The sequence below is a fragment of the Phyllobacterium sp. genome, assembly GCF_037994405.1.
In the GTDB taxonomy this organism is placed as follows: Bacteria; Pseudomonadota; Alphaproteobacteria; order Rhizobiales; family Rhizobiaceae; genus Phyllobacterium.
In genome coordinates, this window is record NZ_JBBNAN010000120.1 from 12,679 (window position 1) to 34,054 (window position 21,376).

At 60.0% G+C, this 21,376-nt stretch carries 20 protein-coding genes; 10 read left to right on the top strand and 10 right to left on the bottom strand.

All coding sequences use genetic code 11. The annotated features are described in order from the left end of the window. Positions 1-48 precede the first annotated feature (48 nt). Complete coding sequence (locus AAAC48_RS07130) at positions 49-219, top strand: BrnT family toxin (RefSeq protein WP_340653516.1); 171 nt, start codon at positions 49-51, stop codon at positions 217-219. Next, a complete protein-coding gene (locus AAAC48_RS07135) occupies positions 206-340 on the top strand; it encodes a hypothetical protein (RefSeq protein ID WP_340653517.1) in 135 nt (44 codons plus the stop codon). Before AAAC48_RS07130 ends, AAAC48_RS07135 begins: the two co-directional genes overlap by 14 nt. A 140-nt stretch (positions 341-480) precedes the next feature. Here AAAC48_RS07135 and gyrB read toward each other — a convergent pair whose 3' ends face one another. Continuing rightward, the gene (gene gyrB, locus AAAC48_RS07140) at positions 481-2,919 is read right to left on the bottom strand and encodes a DNA topoisomerase (ATP-hydrolyzing) subunit B (RefSeq protein WP_340653518.1); all 2,439 of its coding nucleotides are present in this window, start codon (positions 2,917-2,919) and stop codon (positions 481-483) included. A gap of 563 nt (positions 2,920-3,482) precedes the next feature. On the opposite strand from gyrB, the gene AAAC48_RS07145 reads away from it, so the two are divergent. The 3 genes from AAAC48_RS07145 to AAAC48_RS07155 all read left to right on the top strand — a co-directional run bounded on the left by AAAC48_RS07145 (position 3,483) and on the right by AAAC48_RS07155 (position 6,250). Next, the gene (locus AAAC48_RS07145) at positions 3,483-4,862 is read left to right on the top strand and encodes a cytochrome P450 (protein ID WP_340653519.1); all 1,380 of its coding nucleotides are present in this window, start codon (positions 3,483-3,485) and stop codon (positions 4,860-4,862) included. Between the two features lie 277 nt (positions 4,863-5,139). After that, on the top strand, positions 5,140-5,523 hold the full coding sequence (locus AAAC48_RS07150) for an MbcA/ParS/Xre antitoxin family protein (protein WP_340653520.1): 384 nt from the start codon (positions 5,140-5,142) through the stop codon (positions 5,521-5,523). Next, positions 5,483-6,250 (top strand): RES family NAD+ phosphorylase, encoded by a 768-nt coding sequence (locus AAAC48_RS07155; RefSeq protein WP_340653521.1) that lies wholly within the window; start codon positions 5,483-5,485, stop codon positions 6,248-6,250. The genes AAAC48_RS07150 and AAAC48_RS07155 overlap by 41 nt, the downstream gene beginning before the upstream one ends. A 148-nt stretch (positions 6,251-6,398) precedes the next feature. Here AAAC48_RS07155 and AAAC48_RS07160 read toward each other — a convergent pair whose 3' ends face one another. Both AAAC48_RS07160 and AAAC48_RS07165 read right to left on the bottom strand, forming a co-directional pair. Continuing rightward, the gene (locus AAAC48_RS07160; RefSeq protein ID WP_340653522.1) at positions 6,399-8,027 is read right to left on the bottom strand and encodes an alpha-D-glucose phosphate-specific phosphoglucomutase; all 1,629 of its coding nucleotides are present in this window, start codon (positions 8,025-8,027) and stop codon (positions 6,399-6,401) included. Between the two features lie 160 nt (positions 8,028-8,187). Continuing rightward, positions 8,188-8,805, bottom strand: coding sequence for a L,D-transpeptidase (locus AAAC48_RS07165; RefSeq protein ID WP_340653523.1), 618 nt, complete (start codon positions 8,803-8,805; stop codon positions 8,188-8,190). A 180-nt stretch (positions 8,806-8,985) separates the two neighbouring features. Between AAAC48_RS07165 and AAAC48_RS07170 the strand changes: the two genes are divergently transcribed. Next, positions 8,986-9,480: an MmcB family DNA repair protein gene (locus tag AAAC48_RS07170; RefSeq protein ID WP_340653524.1), complete on the top strand. Its 495-nt coding sequence runs from the start codon at positions 8,986-8,988 to the stop codon at positions 9,478-9,480. Positions 9,481-9,631: 151 nt separating this feature from the next. On the opposite strand, the gene AAAC48_RS07175 is transcribed toward AAAC48_RS07170, so the two are convergent. The 4 genes from AAAC48_RS07175 to AAAC48_RS07190 all read right to left on the bottom strand — a co-directional run bounded on the left by AAAC48_RS07175 (position 9,632) and on the right by AAAC48_RS07190 (position 14,606). Further along, on the bottom strand, positions 9,632-10,195 hold the full coding sequence (locus AAAC48_RS07175) for an ActR/PrrA/RegA family redox response regulator transcription factor (RefSeq protein WP_340653525.1): 564 nt from the start codon (positions 10,193-10,195) through the stop codon (positions 9,632-9,634). Positions 10,196-10,362: 167 nt separating this feature from the next. Continuing rightward, positions 10,363-11,667 carry an ActS/PrrB/RegB family redox-sensitive histidine kinase gene (locus AAAC48_RS07180; protein WP_340653526.1) on the bottom strand — a complete coding sequence of 435 codons (1,305 nt, stop codon included), beginning with the start codon at positions 11,665-11,667 and terminating at the stop codon, positions 10,363-10,365. A 101-nt stretch (positions 11,668-11,768) separates the two neighbouring features. Beyond that, positions 11,769-14,228, bottom strand: coding sequence for an ATP-dependent helicase HrpB (gene hrpB / locus AAAC48_RS07185; RefSeq protein ID WP_340653527.1), 2,460 nt, complete (start codon positions 14,226-14,228; stop codon positions 11,769-11,771). An 81-nt stretch (positions 14,229-14,309) separates the two neighbouring features. Further along, a complete protein-coding gene (locus AAAC48_RS07190) occupies positions 14,310-14,606 on the bottom strand; it encodes a hypothetical protein (protein WP_340653528.1) in 297 nt (98 codons plus the stop codon). A gap of 25 nt (positions 14,607-14,631) precedes the next feature. On the opposite strand from AAAC48_RS07190, the gene AAAC48_RS07195 reads away from it, so the two are divergent. From AAAC48_RS07195 to fghA, 4 genes are read left to right on the top strand one after another with little or no spacing between them, the layout of a single operon-like run. Then, a complete protein-coding gene (locus AAAC48_RS07195; RefSeq protein WP_340653529.1) occupies positions 14,632-15,744 on the top strand; it encodes an S-(hydroxymethyl)glutathione dehydrogenase/class III alcohol dehydrogenase in 1,113 nt (370 codons plus the stop codon). After that, positions 15,744-16,217 (top strand): GNAT family N-acetyltransferase, encoded by a 474-nt coding sequence (locus AAAC48_RS07200; RefSeq protein ID WP_340653530.1) that lies wholly within the window; start codon positions 15,744-15,746, stop codon positions 16,215-16,217. Before AAAC48_RS07195 ends, AAAC48_RS07200 begins: the two co-directional genes overlap by 1 nt. 6 nt (positions 16,218-16,223) lie before the next feature. Further along, positions 16,224-16,874 (top strand): DUF1345 domain-containing protein, encoded by a 651-nt coding sequence (locus AAAC48_RS07205; RefSeq protein ID WP_340653531.1) that lies wholly within the window; start codon positions 16,224-16,226, stop codon positions 16,872-16,874. Between the two features lie 19 nt (positions 16,875-16,893). After that, on the top strand, positions 16,894-17,727 hold the full coding sequence (fghA, locus tag AAAC48_RS07210; protein WP_340653532.1) for an S-formylglutathione hydrolase: 834 nt from the start codon (positions 16,894-16,896) through the stop codon (positions 17,725-17,727). Positions 17,728-17,786: 59 nt separating this feature from the next. Here fghA and AAAC48_RS07215 read toward each other — a convergent pair whose 3' ends face one another. From AAAC48_RS07215 to AAAC48_RS07225, 3 genes are all read right to left on the bottom strand, one after another. Beyond that, entirely contained in the window at positions 17,787-18,986 is a 1,200-nt protein-coding gene (locus AAAC48_RS07215) for an Mrp/NBP35 family ATP-binding protein (protein WP_340653533.1), read from the bottom strand. Between the two features lie 284 nt (positions 18,987-19,270). Continuing rightward, entirely contained in the window at positions 19,271-19,972 is a 702-nt protein-coding gene (locus AAAC48_RS07220) for a GntR family transcriptional regulator (protein WP_340653534.1), read from the bottom strand. Then, a complete protein-coding gene (locus AAAC48_RS07225) occupies positions 19,969-21,351 on the bottom strand; it encodes a formimidoylglutamate deiminase (RefSeq protein ID WP_340653535.1) in 1,383 nt (460 codons plus the stop codon). The genes AAAC48_RS07220 and AAAC48_RS07225 overlap by 4 nt, the downstream gene beginning before the upstream one ends. Between the last annotated feature and the right edge of the window lie 25 nt (positions 21,352-21,376).

Here is a 21,376-nt window from a genome sequence, read left to right on the forward strand (position 1 = left end):
TTTCCTGCTCAGACCGCTCTCGCAAATCAGCCACAAATCTTCCTGCATTTGCATTTTGAAGCGCCAGCCAAGGTCGACGGGGAACCACGTTTCCTTGCAATTGGCATACTTGGACACAAGCACTGGTCGGCAGTGCGTGTTCGTCGAGCCGATAAGATTCGAATTGTCTCGGTTCGCCGTGCCCGAAGGCAGGAGATAGAATTCTGTGAAAGCGAGTGATTTCGACCAAAAATTCGACGATGGCGAGGACGTCAGCGAGCAAGTGGACTGGTCAAAAGCCCGCCGTCCAAACGCCGAAACCAAACGGGTGAATGTCGATTTTACCGGTGTGGGTCGTTAAAGGGCTGGATGAAGGCTCAACGCCTTGGCGTGACGCGCCAAGGACTTATCAAGCTATGGATTGCTGAACGGCTTGGCTAAAACGATCGATATTGGCGGCATCGCAGTGGTGCAATACATGCATTCACCACTGCCTGATGTCTATACGTCCAGATTGGCCACACTCAGCGCATTATCCTGAATGAACTCGCGACGCGGTTCCACGTCGTCACCCATCAGCCTTGAGAACAGGCTGTCTGCATCGGTGGCGTCGTTGACCTTGACCTGCAGCAGCGAGCGCGCGTTCGGATCGAGCGTCGTCTCCCACAGCTGGTCGGCGTTCATCTCACCGAGACCCTTGTAGCGCTGCAGTGACAAGCCCTTGCGCCCGGCGGCGAAAACAGCCTCGAGCAGGGCAATCGGCCCAGCGACAGTATCGGTCTTTTCCTTGCGGCGCAGCACTGGCGGCTTGGCATAGATGTCGTGCAGGCGTGCCGAGTAGCGGTCGAGCTGGCGAGCATCGGCAGAACCAAGCAGCGCCATGTCGAGCGTGACCGTTTCCTTCACGCCGCGCAACGAGCGCTCGAAGACATAACCATCAACGCCATCATCCGGCGTTGCCAGACGGCCGGTCCAGCCTTTCTCGGTTTCCTCGGCAATCAGGTCGAGCCGCTCGGCGACTTCCGTCACCAGTGATTGTGCCCTCGCCGTATCGGAAATGGCTTCCGGATTGAGCGCACCGGCAATGGTCGCCTGCTCAACAACCGCGCGGTCATAACGGGTGTTCAATCCCTGCAGCAGATGCCGCACGGCGAGCGCATCATTGACAACGGAACGCAGATCGATACCAGCACGCACTTCGCCGGTGCTCAATTCGAGCGATGCTTCCTCAAGCCCTGAATCAATCAGGAATTCCTCGAAGGCCGTCTCGTTCTTGATATATTGCGAGGACTTGCCGCGCGACACCTTGTAGAGTGGCGGTTGCGCGATATAGATGTGACCGCGCTCGATCAGCTCCGGCATCTGCCGAAAGAAGAACGTCAAGAGCAGTGTCCGAATATGGGCGCCATCGACGTCAGCGTCGGTCATGATGATGATCTTGTGATAGCGCAGCTTGTCCGGGTTGAACTCATCCTTGCCGATGCTGGTGCCCAGCGCCAGGATCAGCGTGCCGATCTGGTCGGAGGAGAGCATGCGATCCAGCTTGACCCGCTCGACATTGAGGATCTTGCCGCGCAACGGCAGGATCGCCTGGTTCTGGCGCGAACGCCCGCCCTTGGCGGAACCACCGGCGCTGTCACCCTCGACGATGAAGATTTCGGATTTGGCCGGATCCTTCTCCTGACAATCGGCGAGCTTGCCCGGCAGCGAACTGATGCTGAGCGAGTTCTTGCGGGTGATGTCACGCGCCTTGCGTGCGGCTTCGCGAGCGGACGCCGCCTGGATCACCTTCTCGACGAGCACCTTGCCCTCGGCAGGATGTTCCTCAAGCCAGGTCGAAAGCGCTTCGTTGACGAGGCTTTCAACAACCGGCCGCACTTCGGAGGAAACGAGCTTGTCCTTGGTCTGCGACGAGAATTTCGGGTCCGGCACCTTCACCGAGAGCACCGCGGTCAGCCCCTCACGGCAATCATCGCCGGTCAGTGTAACCTTGGATTTCTTCGTCTGGCCGGAAGCGTCGGCATAGCCGGTCATCTGGCGCGTCAGCGCACCGCGGAAACCGGCAAGGTGCGTGCCACCATCGCGCTGCGGGATGTTATTGGTGAAGCAGAGGGCATTCTCGTGGTAGCTGTCGTTCCACCACATGGCGACTTCCACCGTGGTGTCATCCTTTTCACCGCGAATATAGATCGGCTCGTTGATAAGCTCTTTCTTGGTGCGGTCGAGATAGCGCACATAGGCGGTCAGGCCGCCCTCATAGAACAGTTCGAGTTCGACCGGATCGGCATGCCTGCGGTCGGCAAGCAGGATACGCACGCCGGAATTGAGGAAAGCCAGCTCGCGCAGGCGATGTTCGAGCGTCTTGAAGTCGAACTCGACCATCGAGAAGGTTTCAGTTGACGGCAGGAACGAGACTTCGGTTCCGGTCGCGTCCGCATCGCCGGTGACCTTGAGCGGCGCATCGGCAACGCCATGCGTGAAGCTCATCTCGTGGATCTTGCCCTGGCGGCGGATCTTCAGCTTCAGCCAGACCGACAGCGCATTGACAACCGATACACCCACACCGTGCAGACCGCCCGAAACCTTGTAGGAGTTCTGGTCGAACTTGCCGCCGGCATGCAGCTGCGTCATGATGACTTCCGCCGCGGAAACGCCCTCGGAGTGCATATCCGTCGGAATACCGCGGCCATTGTCGGTTACCGTGCAGGACCCGTCCGGATTCAGCGTCACGGTGACGCGCGTCGCGTGCCCGGCAAGCGCTTCGTCGATGGCATTGTCGACGACTTCGTAGACCATGTGGTGCAGACCGGACCCATCGTCCGTATCACCGATATACATGCCCGGGCGTTTGCGAACTGCATCCAACCCCTTGAGAACCTTGATGGATTCCGCGCCGTATTCCGGCGAGGTTTCGACTGTCATCTCGGGTGTTTCACTCATGTAATTTCAATCTTTTTCTGGCGCCTGAATTGGCGCGCCTGTCCTTATAACAGAACCGGGCGAATCATGCCCGGTTACAGTGCTAGATATAGTGTTTAATGTCGGTTTTTCCAATTCGTGACACTCACTCTATCCACGGATCATGGCCAATTGGTGGACTTTTCGACGATTTATACCCACATGCGCGTTAGAGACTGTTCGAGAAATCAACGGGATGGACACGACCAGGCTTGCTTTTCCCGCCTGGCCCGATCCCGCGCACCGGGCCGGTCGCAATATCCGTTACTCGATGATCTCATCTCCTTCGATGCTGGCCTCGCAATCGGTGACTGCGCGTTGAGAAAACCCTTGACCTCACTGAATTCAAGAGTGCCGTCATGATTGCCATCAATCTTTGCCAAATGATCGACGAAGAAGCCCAATCCTGGCTTATCGGCCAAGGCAACGGTTACAAGGTGCGTGGGGGGCTCGCCCGCCCGAAATGCCGCCAACCGGGGCGCAGGCTGAAACAGGCCCCATTCGGGTCTTGGCGTCAAGGTAAAATCGGCGCAAGATTTTAGGCAATGGATACTACTCGACCCGCGTTCATCCCACCTGCTCCGATCCCGCGCACCGGGCCGGTCGGAACGTTGCGGCTGATCCGCACCATTTATCGCAATCCGCTCGAATTGTGGGGTGAGCCTTCCTATAACGAACCGTGGGTCTCCATCGACTGGTCTTTTGCTCACACAATCATTGCAAATGATCCCGGCCTCATCCGCCATGTGCTCGTCGACAATGCCAGGAACTACAAGATGGCCGCGGTCCGCCAGCGCATCCTGCGCCCCATCCTGCGCGATGGCTTGCTGACGGCCGAAGGCGAGGTCTGGAGGCGCTCACGCAAGGCGATGGCGCCAGTCTTCACGCCGCGCCATATCCACGGTTTCGCCGAGGCGATGAAGCGCACCACGGACAGTTTTGCCGATCGCTACGAAAACCTCACCGGCACCACGGACGTGTCGCGGGACATGACGATGCTGACCTACGACATTCTCGCCGAAACGCTGTTTTCAGGCGAGATCGCCGGTGACCCTGACCAGTTTTCGCATGAAGTCGACCGGTTGTTCGAGACGATGGGCCGCGTCGATCCGCTCGATCTTCTCGGCGCGCCGAACTGGCTGCCGCGCTTCACCCAGATTCGGGGACGGCGCGCCCTCGCCTTCTTCCGCCAGATTGTCGCCAACACCATGGAGATGCGAAAGGTCCGCATGGAGAAGGAAGGCGACAAGGTCCCGAACGATTTCCTTACCCTTCTCCTCAGAGCCGAAGGTCCGGATGGCCTGTCGCGTGCCGAGATCGAGGATAATATCATCACGTTCATCGGCGCCGGCCATGAGACGACGGCGCGGGCGCTCGGCTGGACGCTTTATCTGCTGGCGCGGGCTCCTTGGGAGCGCGATCTGATCGCGCAGGAAATCGATGCCTTCATGGATCAGGCCAAAGTTCCGCCACCGCATGCATGGCTGGATGCCCTGCCCTTCACCCGCGCCGCTTTTGAAGAAGCCATGCGGCTTTATCCGCCGGCACCGTCGATCAACCGCGAGCCCATCGAGGACGATCAATACCAGGATCTGGCACTGCCGAAGGGCGCGGCGGTCCTTGTCATGCCCTGGACAGTGCATCGCCACCGGCTCTACTGGGACAATCCGGAAGCCTTCATGCCGTCGCGCTTCCATCCTCAAAATCGCGACAAGATCGACCGCTTCCAGTATCTGCCGTTCGGTGCCGGGCCGCGCGTCTGCATTGGCGCCAGCTTTGCCCTGCAGGAAGCCATCATTGCTTTGGCAACCTTGCTCCATCGCTATCGTTTCGAGATGGCGGGAACCATAAAACCCTGGCCGGTGCAAAAACTCACGACCCAGCCCGATGGCGGCCTGCCAATGACAGTGACGCCGAGGCGATAGAAATCTCGTCGTGACGTCAATGCCGGTTATCTCCCCCTTGCGGAGGAGAAAGCGATTTGTAGCACTTAAGTACGTGCTAAAGTGCTACAAATCGCAAGCAAGGGGATAATTCGCAAGGCCGCACAGGCAAATCCCCTCTGTTGGATTTTCCAAAGGCCAGCTTCGCTAACACCAAGAAAATCCTTTCTCTCCCACAAGCGGAGAGATATCGGTCACCTTGATTTCACCAGAAATTTACTCTATATTTTGTGTCAGTAGAAAAGGACAGGACAGATCCATGCGAACCACCGCGCAACACATTGTAGAAACCCCGGGGAAGACCGCCGTGGTTTCGAAAGCGCTTTTGCGTTCGGCGGAATTGCTGGGTCTGACCGCCAAGGAGCTCTCCACCATTGTCGGGCTCTCCGAACCCAGCATATCACGGCTCAAGCGCAGCGAAGGCGGTGGCCCGCTCACCGGCAAGAGCTATGAACTTGCTCTGCTGTTTATCCGCCTCTACCGCTCGCTGGATGCAATTGTCGGCGGTGATGATGCCGTAGCCCGGCAGTGGATACGAACTGAAAACACCATGCTCGGCGGCAAGCCGCTCAACCGGATCAAAACCATTGACGGTCTCGCCCATGTCCTCGCCTATCTGGACGCCCGCCGCGCTCCGATCTGAAGCTCAAGACCGTCACGGCGCCTGCTGGCGTCTCGTCGAGGCGCAGCACCGCGTTTCCACCATGAAGCTGGTCGACACGCTTGATGAGCAAGCGCTGCTCGAAGACGAACTCGAGGCGACCAAGCCACCGCTGCCGCCTTCCTGCACCCATCTCGACTATCTGCTGGCGACGCCGTTCCGGTATGGCCGCTACCCGGGCAATTCGCGCTTCCGGCGCGAGGGCTATTCACCGGGCGTGTTCTACGCAAGTGAACTGGTGGAAACTGCCGTCGCCGAAACTGCCTTCTACAGGCTGCTCTTCTTCCTCGAAAGCCCCGGCACGCCATGGCCGCGCAACGCGCTGGAGTTCACTGCATTCGAAGCCCGCTACGCGACGACCAATGCCATCGACCTGACCGCCGCACCTTTTGGGGGCCAGGCGAAACAGTGGATGCATCTCACCGACTATTCCGCCTGCCTCGACCTTGCCGACAGCGCGCACGAAGCGGGGATAAAACTTATTCGCTACCGCTCCGTGCGCGATCCGCAAGGTGGTGCCAATCTCGCGCTGCTCTCCTGCACCTGCTTTGCCATGCCGCATCCGGTGCGTATGACAACCTGGCGCCTGCATTTTTCCAACTACGGCGTCAACGCCATCTGCGACTTGCCGGATCTGAGGCTCGGTTTCAGCATTGCGACATTTGGCGGGGACCCGCGCATGGCCAGTCGTCAGGGCGTCGTCATATGACCAGGATGGGTTCCGCCTGATTTGGTTTATCGACAATTTCGAGTCGGCGCTCAATGCGATCCAACCTGTCGTCGATTCGATCTGCCCTGCCCGCCAAAGCTAAAATAGGGATCAGATTCTACCAGATCGCAACAAGGTCCTAAGCCGATCAAGTAATGACGCTGGGCTTGTCGCGGCCTGTATGGGCTTTGATGCCGGCAAGGTCTTCGGCAGCGCGAACGAGATCGGCGAGCGCACTTTGCGTTTCCAGATCGTGGCGCTTCGGATCGGGCTCGTAGCGCTCGACATAGACGCGGATTGTTGCGCCCGAAGTTCCGGTTCCCGACAGGCGGAAGACGACGCGCGAACCGCCCTCGAACAGCACACGAATACCCTGGTTCTTGCTGACCGATTTGTCGACCGGATCATGATAGGCAAAATCATCGGCGGTTTGGATCGTCAGGCCCTGTACCGAGCTCCCGGGCAGCTTTGACAACCTGGCCCGCAGGTCATCCATCAACGTATTGGCCGCCGCGGTATCGACCCCCTCATAATCGTGTCGCGAATAGTAATTGCGGCCATAGGTTGCCCAATGTTCCCTGGCGATTTCCTGCACGCTGATGTGGCGCACTGCCAGAATGTTGAGCCAGAGCAGGACCGCCCAGAGTCCATCCTTTTCGCGCACATGGTTGGAGCCTGTCCCGGCGCTCTCCTCACCGCAGATCGTTGCCATGTCCGCATCGAGCAGATTGCCGAAGAATTTCCAGCCGGTCGGGGTTTCATATATGCCGATCTTCAGCTTTTCCGCGACACGATCTGCTGCGCCGCTGGTCGGCATCGAGCGGGCGATACCCTTGAGGCCAGCCTTGTAGCCGGGCGCGAGATGCGCATTGGCAGCAAGCATGGCGAGTGAGTCGGATGGGGTGATGAAAATGCCTTTGCCGATGATGAGATTGCGGTCGCCATCGCCATCGGAGGCCGCGCCGAAGTCAGGGCCGTCCGGTGACATCAGGAGATCATAAAGATCCTTGGCATAGACGAGATTAGGATCGGGATGATGCCCGCCGAAATCCGGCAGCGGCACAAAATTGACGCAGGTCCCTTCCGGTGCGCCGAGACGGTGTTCGAGAATTTCCTTGCCATAAGGACCGGTGACGGCATGCATGGAATCGAAACGCAGGGTGAAACCCGATTTGATGAGCGCGCTTATCGCATCGAAATCGAACAGCTCTTCCATCAACGCGGCATAATCGGCAACGGGGTCGATGATCTCAACGACCATGTCACCGAGCTTCTGCGTGCCGATTGTGTCGATATCGGCGTCCGGCGCTTCAGCGATGACATATTGCGTAATCGTCTTTGAACGGGCGAAGATCGCTTCGGTGATCTTTTCCGGCGCCGGGCCGCCATTGCTAATGTTGTACTTGATGCCGAAATCCTCGGTCGGACCGCCGGGATTATGACTGGCGGAAAGAACCAGCCCGCCGAATGCCTTGTATTTGCGGATAACGTTGGATGCGGCGGGCGTCGACAGGATGCCGCCCTTGCCGACAAGGACGCGGCCAAAGCCGTTGGCGGCCGCCATCTTGAGCGCAATCTGGATGACTTCGCGATTGTAATAGCGTCCGTCACCGCCGATCACCAGGGTCTTACCCTTGAAGCCTTCGAGCGAATCGAACACCGACTGGATGAAGTTCTCGGCGTAGTTCTCTTGCTGGAAAACCGGGACTTTCTTGCGCAAGCCCGAGGTTCCGGGCTTCTGGTCGTCGAATGGCGTGGTTGCAACGGTTTTAAACATGTGGACCTTCCAGTTTTTAGCCAGTGTCTGCGCAGTTTCCAAAGTCTGTAGGGCGCAATCTATGGGGCGCCCAATGATCAGGTCAACACGACAAAAGTCAGGCAGGCAAATAAAAAGGCCGCTCGAAAGCGGCCTTTAAGTCTGGTGCATAAGCCAGCAATTAGCGGACGATGACCTTGGCGCCGACTTCCGCGCGGTTGTAGAGGTCGATGATGTCCTGATTCATCAGGCGAATGCAGCCCGAGGACATGGCCTTGCCGATCGACCACCATTCGGGCGTGCCGTGCAGACGGTAGCCCGTGTCGCCGCCCTTGTTGAAGAGGTACAGCGCGCGCGCGCCAAGCGGATTTGTCAGCCCGGGATCCATGCCATCGCGGAATTCGGCAAGCTCGGGCCGGCGCTGGATCATTTCCTTCGGAGGCGTCCATGTCGGCCATTCGCGCTTCAGGGCTACACGTGCGGTACCCGACCATTCGAAGCCCTGCTTGCCAACGCCGATGCCGTAGCGCATCGCCTTGCCATCGCCGAGAACGTAGTAGAGATATTTTGCGCCCGTATCGACGATGATCGTCCCGGGCGCCTCGCCACCCTCATAACGGACTTCCTGGCGCAGATATTGCGAGGGAACCTTGGTGCGGGGAACGGCGGGAATCACGTAGCCGGCGTCGACGACGGAGTTGTAGGAAGCAGTCGAAAAGTTCAAACCGATAGTCGAACAGCCGGAAAGAGCGGTTGCACCCATCAGTCCAACCGCCAGGACAATAGTCTTCAATTGCATGGTCACCCCGTTAAATATTGCGCGAATCTATGATGGCTTTATTGTGCTGCCTCTCTACCGGCACTATTGTTAATACCTGATTAACCGTAAAGCGCAGTTTTCCGTTAACCATGTCTTTCTTCAGCTTGGTAGTGCATTTTTCCTGAGCATCGTTGCAGATTTGCCGATATTGTTTCGCTCATGCCTCTTGTGATTCCAGGTCAGACAAGCCCGCTCGTCGACGGCCGGCAATCGGAAAACGCCATGCTGGTGCGACGCGGCGTGCAGCGGCTTTTCCTTGAACTTGGCCTCGCCGTCCTGCCCGAATTACCGTTGGCATCGGGCCGCCGCGCGGATCTTGTTGCCCTGACGCGCAGCGGCGAAATCTGGATTGTCGAAATCAAATCGTCGATCGAAGACTGGCGGGTCGATCGTAAATGGCCGATCTACCGCGCGCACTGCGACCGGCTGTTCTTCGCCACCCATCCTGGGGTACCGGCAGAGATTTTCCCCGAGGATTGCGGGTTTATCCTTTCCGACGGCTATGGCGCGGAGATCATTCGCGATGCGCCGGAGCATAAATTGGCGGGCGCCACGCGCAAGGCCATGACGCTGCGATTTGCCCGCGTCAGCGCCGCGCGCATGACGTTGGCCGAGCTATCGGGCGTTCATCTGCCTGAGACAGATATGGACTAGGGCGCCTAAAGACCGTTTGAGAAACCAGCCTGATGGGGCAGGTGGTGCGGCTTTCGAGAATCGGAGCGCAGTGCACTTTTGGGTGCATGAGCACCGCAAGCGCAGAAAATCGCATCAGATGCCCATCAGGCTGCAGTTATCAAAAGGTTTCCTAACGAGGAGCCCGCTTGGCCAGGATCCGCTGCAGGGTGCGGCGGTGCATATTGAGGCGGCGCGCTGTTTCGGAAACATTCCGGTCGCACATTTCGTACACCCGCTGGATATGCTCCCAGCGGACCCGATCGGCAGACATGGGATTTTCCGGCGGAGCCACCTTTGCACCCGAGCGCCGCGTCAACGCCGCAAATACCTCGTCCGCATCGGCCGGCTTCGACAGATAGTCGATGGCGCCAAGTTTGACGGCATTCACCGCCGTCGCAATATTGCCATAGCCAGTCAGAACGATTGCCCGCGTATCCTCGCGGCGCGCACGAATGGCTTCGATAATGTCGAGACCATTGCCGTCGCCGAGACGCATATCAACAACGGCGTAGGCTGGGGCATTCACCTTGACGCTGGCGAGACCAGCCTCAACCGAGTCGGCGATGGCGACAGTAAAGCCCCGCGTTTCCATGGCGCGCGCAAGACGCTGCAAGAAGGGCTTGTCGTCGTCGACAAGAAGAAGTGTGCGATCACCGCCTATGGCTGCAATATCGTCCTGATCCGTGTTTTCCATCAGGTTTTCCTGCTCATTTTCTACAAATATACTCCGTTAATGGTTCGCAATGAACAAAATGTCAAAGACTATCCATTTCGGACACTTTTTCATAATTCAGCCGGAAAACAGCACAAGGCAACCCGATACGCGCAAGAGCGCATCTCGTGTCTATCGGGAACGGTTCGTCAGGAGGTCTCAGCGACAAGTTTATGGCGTGGCCAGATCACCACAACTTCGGCGCCCTGCCCAGGATCATTGCGGTTGCGGAAGGTAATGGTAGCGCCTGAACGCTCCAGCAACGTCTTGGCAATGAAAAGACCAAGCCCCAGACCGCCGCCATGTTCCCTGGTCTCGCGGTCCCGCCCGGTGGTGTATGGCTCGCCGATCCGGTCAAGAATATCGGGCGCGAACCCCTTGCCGTCGTCGCTGATGACGATCTCGACCGTCTTGTCGGTCCAGCCCCAATTGACCTCGATCGTCTCGCGGGCAAAGTCGACAGCATTCTCGACGAGATTGCCGAGACCATAGATGATGCCGGGATTACGGCGGATCACCGGCTCGTTGCCCTCGCCGCGCAGTTTGGTCACTTTTATGTTGATGCCGAAATTGCGGTTCGGCTCGATGACTTCCTCGATGAGCGAGGAAATCTTCAAGCGGGACATGTGTTCTTCGCTCGCCGATGACAGGCTTGTCAGGCGCTTGAGGATTTCGCGGCAGCGTTCCGTCTGCGAGCGCAAGAGGTCGATATCCTCGGCGAAGCGGTCGTCCTGTTTCAGGCTCCGCTCCATTTCCTTGGCGACCAGCGCGATGGTTGCAAGCGGCGTACCGAGTTCGTGCGCGGCCGCAGCCGCAAGCCCGTCCAGTGCCGAAAGGTGCTGTTCGCGCTGCAGGATCAGCTCTGTCGCGGCCAGAGCGTCAGCGAGCAGACGCGCCTCCTCGGCGACACGATAGGCATAGACGGCGGTAAACACCAAGGCCGAGACCACCGAACACCAGACGCCGGCAATCAAGACGAGCGGCAGTTGCATCGACTCGTCGGGGTACCAGGGCAATGGCAGATAAACATAGGCCAGCACCGTCGCGCATATCGTGACAAGCAGCCCGAGGGCTGCTGTCGCGTAAGCCGGCAGCGACGTGGCCGAAATGATCACCGGAACGATCATAAGGACCGCGAACGGATTCTGCAGCCCCCCCGTCATATAAAGCAGCCCTGCCACCTGCAGGATGTCAAAGCCAAGAACGGTTATCGCCGCGCGCGGCTCAAGCCGGTGGTTGATCGGATAGCGGAACGACATCAGCAAATTCAGCCATGCCGAACAGGCGATCAGCGCGAAGCAGATGCTGACGGGGAAGGGAAATTTGAGATAGAGCGCGACAAACAGCACCGCGATGCTCTGGCCCGCCACGGCAAGCCAGCGCAGGCGGATAAGCGTCGTCAACCGCAGGCGGCGCGACAGATAAGATGAGCGTATGCCGAAATCCTGAACCATGCGCGAGCTTTAGAACAAACATGGGATAAAGGGAATTGTGGATTTGTTGGGCCACGCCGCCGCTTACCCTCCCCCTCGTGGGGGCGGGTAAGCCATGCCGCTCAAGTACCGCGCGGCTTGGCGCGGGCGGTCGGCGTTGCGGAAGCGGGATCTTCCGGCCAGACATGCTTTGGATATCGGCCGCGCATGTCGCTGCGCACATCCGTCCAGGAGCCTTTCCAGAAGCCGGGAAGATTGCGGGTGATCTGGATCGGACGGTGCGCCGGCGACAGCAGCTCGAGGAGCAACGGGATCGTTCCGCCCGCAATGGCGGGATGCGTGGCAAGGCCGAACAGTTCCTGCACGCGCACCGCGAGCACCGGCTCCTCGGCATCATAGCGGATCGCAATATTGGAGCCGGTCGGCACCTCGAAATGTGTCGGCGCAAGTGTCTCGATCTTGCGCTGCAGGTCATAAGGCACCAGCGAACGAAGACCTTCTGTAAGGACATGCGCCGGGATCTGGCCGAGCTGCGCTGTCCCCTTGAGGAATGGTAGCAGCCAATCGTCGAGCGCGCTGGTCAGAGCCTCGTCATTCATGGCGGGCCAAGGCGCGCCAAGCCCCTGATGCAGCCAGGCAAGGCGCCGTCTCAGGGTCGTCGCCTCTTTCGACCAGGGCAGGATGTCGAGCCCATGGGTGCGCACGGCGGCGATGACACCAAGATCAGCTTCCTCGCCGCTCGGCGCGGGCAGCGTCTTTTCGGAGAGCGTGACAGCACCAATGCGCGTAGCCTCGCGCGCCTGCAAGGCATTGCGGGCTGGATCATAAGTCACCTGCCGGCCGCTGACGACACGCTCTGCGAGCGCCTCGCGGATTTCGGCCTCGGTCACTTCAGCGGCAGCAAGAATGCGTGCTCGCCCTGCACGTCCTGCGAGATCCGCGACGACCAGCCATGGCGATTTCGCGAGTGACGTTGCGGGATCAACCTCGCCGCCGCGTCCGCTGGCCAGAATATATTGACCAGTGAACTGACCATTGCCGCGCGCCTTGGCAATACGGTCGGGATAGGCCCCGATGAGCAGCCGGCCCACACTGTCGGGATCTCCCGCTTCAATGAAATCCTGCCCTGCGAGCCGCTTTGCCAGGGCGCGTGCCCGTGTCGCCCTGTCACCCCGTTCTCGTTGGAAGCGTGAAAGTCGAACGTCCAGATCGATATCATTGCCGCCAAGGCCGCGCTCGGTCAAAAGCACCGCGAGCTCCGCGGCGCGTAGCCCCTGCCCGCGTTCACGGGCGGCCAGCACCATGTGAGCAAGCCTGGCAGGCAGCGCGAGCGAGCGCATGGCGTGGCCCATCGGCGTGATACGATCCTTGTCCAGCGCGCCGAGATTTTCGAGGAGTGCCTTGGCTTCCTTGATGGCCGCAGCCGGAGGTGCATCGAGAAAGGCGAGGCTTGCCGGATCGGCAACGCCCCATGCCGCGCAATCGAGGACCAGCCCTGAAAGGTCCGCCTCCAGAATTTCCGGAGGAGCAAAGGCCTCCAAAGCCGCCGTTTGCTCGGCCCGCCAGAGCCTTATCGCTATGCCGGGTTCGGTGCGTCCGGCGCGGCCCGCACGCTGGTCGACGGAAGCGCGCGCTGCCCGCACGGTTTCCAGCCGCGTCAGCCCCGTAGCGGGCTCGAACTTCGGCAGCCGCGCGAGGCCGCTGTCGATGACGACCCGCACGCCGTCGATGGTGATCGAAGTCTCGGCAATAGACGTGGCAAGTACCACCTTGCGCTTGCCGGCGGGTGCCGGCCTTATCGCCGCATCCTGATCGCGGCTCTCGAGCGCGCCGTAAAGCGGCACAATGAGTGTATTGGCGCCCGCGCGGCCCTCGAGCGCGTCAGCCGTGCGCTCGATTTCGCGCTGGCCGGGGAGGAAGGCGAGGATGCTGCCAGTTTCGCTCCCAAGCGTTTCGCGGATGGCTTTTGCCATGGCGTCCTCGATCTTCTCGTCGGGCTTGCGGTCCCGATAGCGGATATGAACAGGAAAGGAACGACCCTTGCTCTCGAGCACCGGTGCATCGTTCAGCAACGTTGCCACGCGCGCACCATCGAGCGTCGCCGACATGACAAGGAGCTTCAAATCGGGACGCAGTGCCACCTGAACATCGAGCGCCAGCGCGAGGCCGAAATCCGCATCGAGACTGCGTTCGTGGAACTCATCGAACAGCACCGCGGCGACATCGTTAAGGTCCGGATCGTCGAGGATCATCCGCGCGAAGACCCCCTCTGTAACGACGAGGACGCGCGTTTTCGCCGACACCTTGTTCTCAAGCCGCATGCGGTAGCCGACCGTCGCCCCCACCTCTTCGCCGATAAGGCTTGCCATGCGGCTGGCTGCGGCGCGCGCTGCAAGGCGGCGTGGCTCGAGCAGGATGATCGTACGGTCTTCGCGCCAGGGCGCATCGAGCAGATGCAACGGAACGAGCGTCGTCTTGCCGGCGCCGGGCGGCGCTACCAGCACGGCGGCATTGGCCTTCGCCAACGCATTTTGCAGCGCCGGCAGGATGTCGGTCACGGGAAGGGCGGGCAGGTCTTTCAAGCGTTTCGGTCCACTGTCTGTGTTGCGGCGGTTTGACAAGGTTTGTCTTGCCAAGTCCAGACTTTTTCACAGCCACCGGCTTCATTCGACGCTGCGGTTGCCCTGCGGAAAGACGCCAAGCTGCTCAAGCAGGTAGCGCAAATGCTCAAAGGCGCCGGGCGGCTCACGGTGGCTGGCGAGATATTCGTGGCCACCGGGATAAAGGACGATGGCGATCCAAAAGAGCCTGAAAAACGCAGCCAGCGCATGGCGCGAATAGCCGTTTGCTCCGGTGGCGGTTGCCTGACCGGCGGCATTTCGTTCGGAAATGTCGCCGGTTAGATTGACGACCTCCCGTGCGATCCTGATAGTGCACGCACACAAATCAGTATACTGCATGATCGAGACGCATAGGGAGACACTCATGAAATCGCGCGCCGCCGTTGCCTTTGAAGCCAAGAAGCCACTGACCATCGAAACAATCGAGATCGGCGGCCCCAAGCCCGGCGAAGTGCTGGTCGAGATCATGGCGACCGGCGTCTGTCATACGGACGCCTACACGCTGTCCGGCCTTGATTCGGAAGGCAAGTTTCCGGCCATTCTCGGCCATGAGGGTGCCGGCATCGTCCGCGAGCTTGGCGCCGGCGTCACATCGCTGAAGGTTGGCGATCACGTCATCCCGCTCTACACACCGGAATGCCGCCAGTGCAAAACCTGCCTGTCGCAACGATCCAACCTCTGCACCTCGATCAGAGCCACGCAAGGCCAGGGCGTCATGCCCGACGGCACCAGCCGCTTCTCCTGCGATGGCGGCGAAGTGTTCCACTACATGGGCTGCTCGACCTTCTCGAACTTCACGGTTCTGCCGGAGATCGCTTTGGCCAAGGTGCGCGAGGACGCGCCCTTCGACAAGATCTGCTATATCGGCTGCGGCGTCACCACAGGTATCGGCGCCGTCATCTATACCGGCAAGGTCTGGCCCGGCGCCAATGTCGTGGTCTTCGGTCTCGGTGGTATTGGTCTCAACGTGATCCAGGGCGCCCGCATGGTCGGCGCCGACAAGATCATCGGCGTCGATCTCAATCCCGGCAAGGTGGCGATGGCGAAGAAGTTCGGCATGACCGATTTCATCAACCCCATCGAAGTCGGCAATGACAAGGTGGTGCAGGCGATCCAGGACCTGACCGACGGCGGCGCGGATTTCTCCTTCGACGCAACCGGCAACACCAATGTCATGCGCCAGGCGCTCGAATGCTGCCATCGCGGCTGGGGCACCAGCATCGTCATCGGCGTCGCCGAAGCTGGGAAGGAAATCTCGACGCGTCCGTTCCAGCTCGTCACCGGGCGCAACTGGCGCGGTACGGCGTTTGGCGGCGCGCGCGGCCGCACCGATGTTCCGAAAATCGTCGACTGGTACATGGAGGGCAAGATTGATATCGATTCGCTCATCACCCACAAGATGCCGCTCGAAGAGATCAACACCGCCTTCGACCTCATGCATGAAGGCAAGTCGATCCGTTCGGTCGTGACCTTCTGATGAATGCGGGTCCTTACAAGGTCGTGCTGAGCGGGCTCGATGAGCTATCGCCGCGCGACCTTTACGCCATGCTGAAACTGCGGGTGGACGTTTTTGTCGTCGAGCAGAAATGCCCCTACCCCGAGCTCGACGGCAAGGATGCGGATGCGCTGCATCTGCGCCTTCTTGCCGGCGAGGAGCTGGTGGCGAGTGCGCGGATCCGCAAGCCCGCGAAAAGCGATCCGGCGGCGCGGATCGGGCGGGTCGTCGTCTCGCCCGAACACCGTGGCAAGAAGCTTGGAGACCGGGTGATGGTCGAGGCAATTGCGCAGTGCGAGCGGCTCTACCCGCACAGCCCGATCAAACTCTCGGCCCAGAGCCATCTGCAGCGCTTTTATGGGTCCTTTGGCTTCGTGCCGGTCTCGACAGAATATCTCGAAGACCATATTCCGCATGTCGACATGCAGCGCCCCGCGGCGATCGCATCGGAGTAGCGAGGCATGTGGAAGCGGCACAATCCCTTCTTTCTTGCCGCCATTGTCGGGCTAATCGTCCTGGCCCTCGCCCTTGCATTCGCGCCGCATATTGCCTACGCGGCCGCGGCCAATGCGTTTTTTGTGGTCTATCTGACGCTTTCGACCATCAAGGTCCGCAAACTGACGCCGGACTATCTGCGCAGGCACGCAGCGCGATCGGATGAGCCCGTGTGGATTATTTTCGCCGTTACGTTCGGTACTGTGGTGGTGGCGCTTGGCTCGCTGTTCGTGCTGATCAATTCCAGCCACAACCCCCATCCGCTCGATCTGTCGCTGGCGCTTGCCGCTGTGCCGCTGGGTTGGCTGACCATCCACATGATGACCGCCATCCACTACGCACATCTCTACTGGCAGCCCGACGAGACATCGGACGGCACCGTGCAACAACCGCGCAGGCACGCCGGCGGGCTGGATTTTCCCGGCGACAAGGAGCCCGGCGGCATCGAGTTCCTCTACTTCTCCTATGTCATCGGCATGACGGCACAGACATCGGATACCGCTATCACCAGTACGGAAATGCGCAGGATCAATCTCCTGCATGCCATCGTCTCATTTTTCTTCAACACGGTGCTCGTTGCCGCCGCGGTCAATGTCGCCGTCTCGCTCGGTCAATAACAATCCACACGGGGAATTTATGGAAACGCTATCTATCGCCAAAAGCTTTGAGGGAATGCAAGGGGTCTACCGCCATCGCAGCGATGCCTGCCAGTGCGACATGACCTTCGCGCTATTCCTGCCCCCGCAGTCAAAGGACGGACCAGTGCCACTGCTCTGGTATCTGTCGGGCCTGACCTGCACTCACCAGAACGTCATGGACAAGGGCGAATACCGCCGTATCGCCGCCGAGCTCGGCGTGGCCATCATCTGCCCGGATACGAGCCCGCGCGGCGAGCATGTTCCCGATGAGAAGGACAATTGGCAATTCGGAAGCGGCGCAGGCTTCTATCTCGACGCGACCGAAGAACCCTGGTCAACCAATTACCGCATGGCGACTTATGTCGCTGCGGAACTTTCTGAACTCGTCGCTGCCAACTTCCCGGTGGATATGGAACGCCAGGGCATTTTTGGTCATTCCATGGGCGGTCATGGTGCCATCATGCTGGCATTGAAAAATCCAGGCCGATTCAAATCCGTTTCGGCTTTTGCCCCTATTGTCCGGCCGATGGTTGCAGGCTGGTCCCGCCCGGCATTCGAGAAATATCTCGGCAAGCATGAAGCGGCGTGGCGCGCCTATGACAGCGTCGCGCTGATCGAGGATGGCCACCGCGTACCGGAACTGCTTGTCGACCAGGGCAAGGCCGATGGTTTCCTTGAGGATGGCCTCAGGCCATGGCTGCTTGAGGAAGCCTGCGCCAAAGCGAGCATCCCGCTCACGCTCAACATGCGCGATGGCTACGACCACTCCTATTTCTTCATCTCCACCTTCATGGCGGATCATATTACCTGGCACGCGCAGCGGCTGGGTTAGCCGAGCGGGAGCGAGGCAAGCGCGGATGCCTTCACGGCAAGCGCAAAGGGGCCGCGCGACTACTCGAACACAATCGCCGGCGCGGCGCGGCCGCCCTTTGCTGCTGCGAGCTGGTCCCAGACCTTGGCCGCAATGTCGCGATAGGCTTTCGCCTGCGGGCCACCGGGGTTGCTGACGACCACCGGTTTGCCGGAGTCAGACGTTTCGCGGATTTCCATGACCAGCGGCACCTCGCCAAGGAATGGCACATCGAGACGCTCGGCTTCCTTGCGCGCCCCGCCATGGCCGAAAATGTCGTAACGGGCACCGGTATCCGGCGCGATGAAATAACTCATGTTCTCGACGATGCCGAGCAGCGGCACATCAACTTTCTTGAACATGTTGAGGCCCTTGCGCGCATCGATCAGCGCCAGGTCCTGCGGCGTCGAGACGATGACGGCACCGGCCAGCGGGACCTGCTGCGCCATGGTCAATTGCGCGTCGCCCGTGCCGGGCGGCATGTCGACGACGAGGACATCAAGATCACCCCACTGCACTTCGCGCAGCATCTGCGTCAGTGCAGACATGACCATCGGCCCGCGCCAGATCATCGGCGTTTCCTCGTCGACCAGGAAGCCGATCGACATGACTTTCAGGCCGTACCCTTCCATCGGCTTGAGCACCCGGCCTGATACCACTTCCGGCTTGCCGTGAAGATTGAGCAGGCGCGGCATGGAGGGCCCGTAAATATCCGCATCGAGAATACCGACGCGGTGGCCATTGGCCTGCAGGCCCAGCGCAAGGTTGACCGCAGTGGTCGACTTGCCGACACCGCCCTTGCCGGAGGCAACCGCGATGATCGCGCCGACACCGGGCACGCCGGATTTGACCGGGGCATGGCTATGTGCACCTTGTGCGGGTGCACCCTGCGCTGGCACGCGCGGCGGTGGAACAGCCCCGGCCGGAGCCGGACGCTGTGCAGGGCGCGGCGGAGCGGCTCTTGGTGCGTCGTCGCTGGTGGGCCCGCCCCTCTTCTCGGCGGTCAGCGCAACGATGGCACCGGCGACACCCGGCATCGTCTTGACCACGCGCTCGGCAGCGGCGCGCAACGGCTCCAGTTCCTGCGCTCGCGCGGCTGGCACGGTGATCGAGAAAAACACCTTGTCATCGGCAATGAAAATATCCGAGACGAGGCCAAGCTCGACGATGTTGCTGTTGAAATCGGGACCGGTCACCGTCTTCAGCTGTTCGAGAACCTGGTCTTTCGTCACGCCTGCCATTGCAATTCCATCCCTGTCATTCCTTGCATTCAAATAGTGCAGTTGGAGTGAAACGCCAATGGTCATTTATCCAAGAGACCGATCATAAATCGCAACCATCGCCGGATCGGAACATCCCTCATGGTGAGCTTGCCGAGCCAGGCACTCGGTTTGAAGCACGTTTCGGCCAGATCAGGAAAGTTTTGGATAAGAACCGTCAAACTTCGCACAAAAACCGCCAAAAATGGCACAAGAATCGCCGATTGCGGCACGCTTTTAGCAACCCTGCCGCGCATTTTGGTTGTCTAAAGTTGCGTGACCATACGATGTGATCCTGGATGGATCATCCGAACGAAGGTAATGGGTTTTTGCGGCAGATAAGTCAGGCGTTCGATGATGAACACCGAATCCTTTGCGTTGACGCCAAGGATTTCGGCCTCTTCAGTGCCGGCCAGATCAGCGTGAAAGACGATTTCGGCCTGCGAAAACGGCGAATGGGTCACCAGCCATTCATTCGGGCTGACGGTCTCGAATGTCTCATGGCGGATCGAGGGAACGGCGTCGAGATTGACCCAGCGGTCCTCATATTGATAGGGCCTGCTATCGGAAAGATGCAGGCAGCGAACATGCAGCATCTCTTTGCCCTTGGCGAGGCCGAGCCGTTTGGTGACGGCCTGCGGCGCCTTCTCAACCGCATTGGAAAGCAAGCGGAATTGGTAGATTCCGCCTTTGTTTTCAATCTCTTGGCGCACGATCGGAATAACGAAGCGCGCCTCGCGCATCGGATGGAGGGCGACACGGGTTCCAGCCTTGCGCTTGCGTACGAGGACGCCGCCCCGCGCCAATTCCTGCAGGGCCCGGTTAACGGTGGCCCGGGCGCAGCTAAACTCGACGGCCAGCACTTCCTCGCCCGGAATGAGCGCGCCAGGCGCCCAGACCCGCTCGGCGATGCGCCGTGCCATCTCGGCCTTGATGGCATGGAATGATTTGCGCGCGTTTGCCGTCACACTCTCTCCAATATTGACGCGAGCCGCGCCTTGTATGTTTTGAATATCGCCGTCCGGTCGCGATGCCGGCCCTCATGCACCACGTGACGCCCTGCCGACCAGACATCGCTGACCGCCTGTCTGTCGCCTGCAAAAATCCAGCCGTCAAGCAGCCTGTCGCCGGCCAAACCTAAAAGCGCAGCGTTTTCAATGTCCAGGGCAATCATGTCCGCCCATTTGCCGGGGGCAAGGCTTCCCGAATTGCGGCCGAGAGCCTGCGCCCCGCCTGCAAGGGCCGTGTCATAAAGCGTTCGGCCGCACGACTTGCCCTCGGCCGTCAGGGTGACGCGCGACACATCCCGCAATCGCTGGCTGTACTCAAGCTGACGCAATTCTTCCGATGGCGAAATGCGGATGTTGGAATCAGATCCCGTGCCAAAGAGGCCGCCTGAAGCCAAGTAATTGACCCCATTGAATATTCCGTCGCCGAGATTGGCTTCGGTGATCGGGCAAAGGCCAACCACCGCGCTACTTGCTGCAACGCGCTGCGTTTCCTCAGGCGTCATATGGGTGGAGTGGATCAGGCACCAGCGCTCATTGACCGGCAGATGATCAAGCAGCCAGCTCATCGAGCGTTGCCCATAGGCAGCCTGGACCTCTTCGATCTCCGGTATCTGCTCGGCGATGTGAATGTGGAAGGGGGTGCCGCGGAATTGCTGCTCCAGTGCCTTCAGGTCACGCTCGTTCACGGCGCGGATCGAATGCGGGGCAACGCCAAAGCCCGCGTCCGGATTAACGCTTTTTGCAGCCTTTTCAGCCGCTTGCGCCAGTTTGACATAACGGTCGAAATCATTGCCGAAGCGCAGTTGTCCCCCCGCCAGCGCCCGCCCGTCGACGCCGCCCTGCGCATAGGCAACGGGCAATAGAGTCAATCCAATGCCCGTCGCGCTGGCTGCTGCTGCAACCCGGTCCGACAATTCGCCGAGCTGCGCATAGGGCTGTCCGCCCGGCTGGTGGTGAACATAATGAAATTCAGCGACGCTGGAATATCCGGACTCCAGCATCTCGACAAAGGCGAAGGCTGCGATCGCCTCGATGTCTTCCGGATCCAGAATATCGAGAAAGCGATACATGATCTCGCGCCACGTCCAGAAGCTGTCGCGTCCCGCCGGGCTGCGTGCTTCGGAAAGACCCGCCATCGCCCGCTGGAAAGTGTGACTGTGCAGATTGGCCTGTGCCGGGAGCAGAGCATCGACAACGTAAACATCTGAACCAGCTTCGCTTTTTGGCACGATGGAGGCGATGCGCCCTTCCGCATCGATGCGCACGAGGACGTCATTTTCCCAGCCGTTCGGCGTCAGGGCTTTGCGCGCAAAAACAGATTTCATGGCCTCGCTCATTTCTTCTCCAGCAACCGATTGACAT

Bases quoted from the DNA above. Each gene is read 5' to 3' on its own strand.
- gyrB (WP_340653518.1), bottom strand. From the start codon at position 2,919: ATGAGTGAAACACCCGAGATGACAGTCGAAACCTCGCCGGAATACGGC.
- AAAC48_RS07145 (WP_340653519.1), top strand. From the start codon at position 3,483: ATGGATACTACTCGACCCGCGTTCATCCCACCTGCTCCGATCCCGCGC.
- AAAC48_RS07150 (WP_340653520.1), top strand. From the start codon at position 5,140: ATGCGAACCACCGCGCAACACATTGTAGAAACCCCGGGGAAGACCGCC.
- AAAC48_RS07155 (WP_340653521.1), top strand. From the start codon at position 5,483: ATGTCCTCGCCTATCTGGACGCCCGCCGCGCTCCGATCTGAAGCTCAA.
- AAAC48_RS07160 (WP_340653522.1), bottom strand. From the start codon at position 8,027: ATGTTTAAAACCGTTGCAACCACGCCATTCGACGACCAGAAGCCCGGA.
- AAAC48_RS07165 (WP_340653523.1), bottom strand. From the start codon at position 8,805: ATGCAATTGAAGACTATTGTCCTGGCGGTTGGACTGATGGGTGCAACC.
- AAAC48_RS07170 (WP_340653524.1), top strand. From the start codon at position 8,986: ATGCCTCTTGTGATTCCAGGTCAGACAAGCCCGCTCGTCGACGGCCGG.
- AAAC48_RS07175 (WP_340653525.1), bottom strand. From the start codon at position 10,195: ATGGAAAACACGGATCAGGACGATATTGCAGCCATAGGCGGTGATCGC.
- AAAC48_RS07180 (WP_340653526.1), bottom strand. From the start codon at position 11,667: ATGGTTCAGGATTTCGGCATACGCTCATCTTATCTGTCGCGCCGCCTG.
- AAAC48_RS07190 (WP_340653528.1), bottom strand. From the start codon at position 14,606: ATGCAGTATACTGATTTGTGTGCGTGCACTATCAGGATCGCACGGGAG.
- AAAC48_RS07195 (WP_340653529.1), top strand. From the start codon at position 14,632: ATGAAATCGCGCGCCGCCGTTGCCTTTGAAGCCAAGAAGCCACTGACC.
- AAAC48_RS07200 (WP_340653530.1), top strand. From the start codon at position 15,744: ATGAATGCGGGTCCTTACAAGGTCGTGCTGAGCGGGCTCGATGAGCTA.
- AAAC48_RS07205 (WP_340653531.1), top strand. From the start codon at position 16,224: ATGTGGAAGCGGCACAATCCCTTCTTTCTTGCCGCCATTGTCGGGCTA.
- fghA (WP_340653532.1), top strand. From the start codon at position 16,894: ATGGAAACGCTATCTATCGCCAAAAGCTTTGAGGGAATGCAAGGGGTC.
- AAAC48_RS07215 (WP_340653533.1), bottom strand. From the start codon at position 18,986: ATGGCAGGCGTGACGAAAGACCAGGTTCTCGAACAGCTGAAGACGGTG.
- AAAC48_RS07225 (WP_340653535.1), bottom strand. From the start codon at position 21,351: ATGAGCGAGGCCATGAAATCTGTTTTTGCGCGCAAAGCCCTGACGCCG.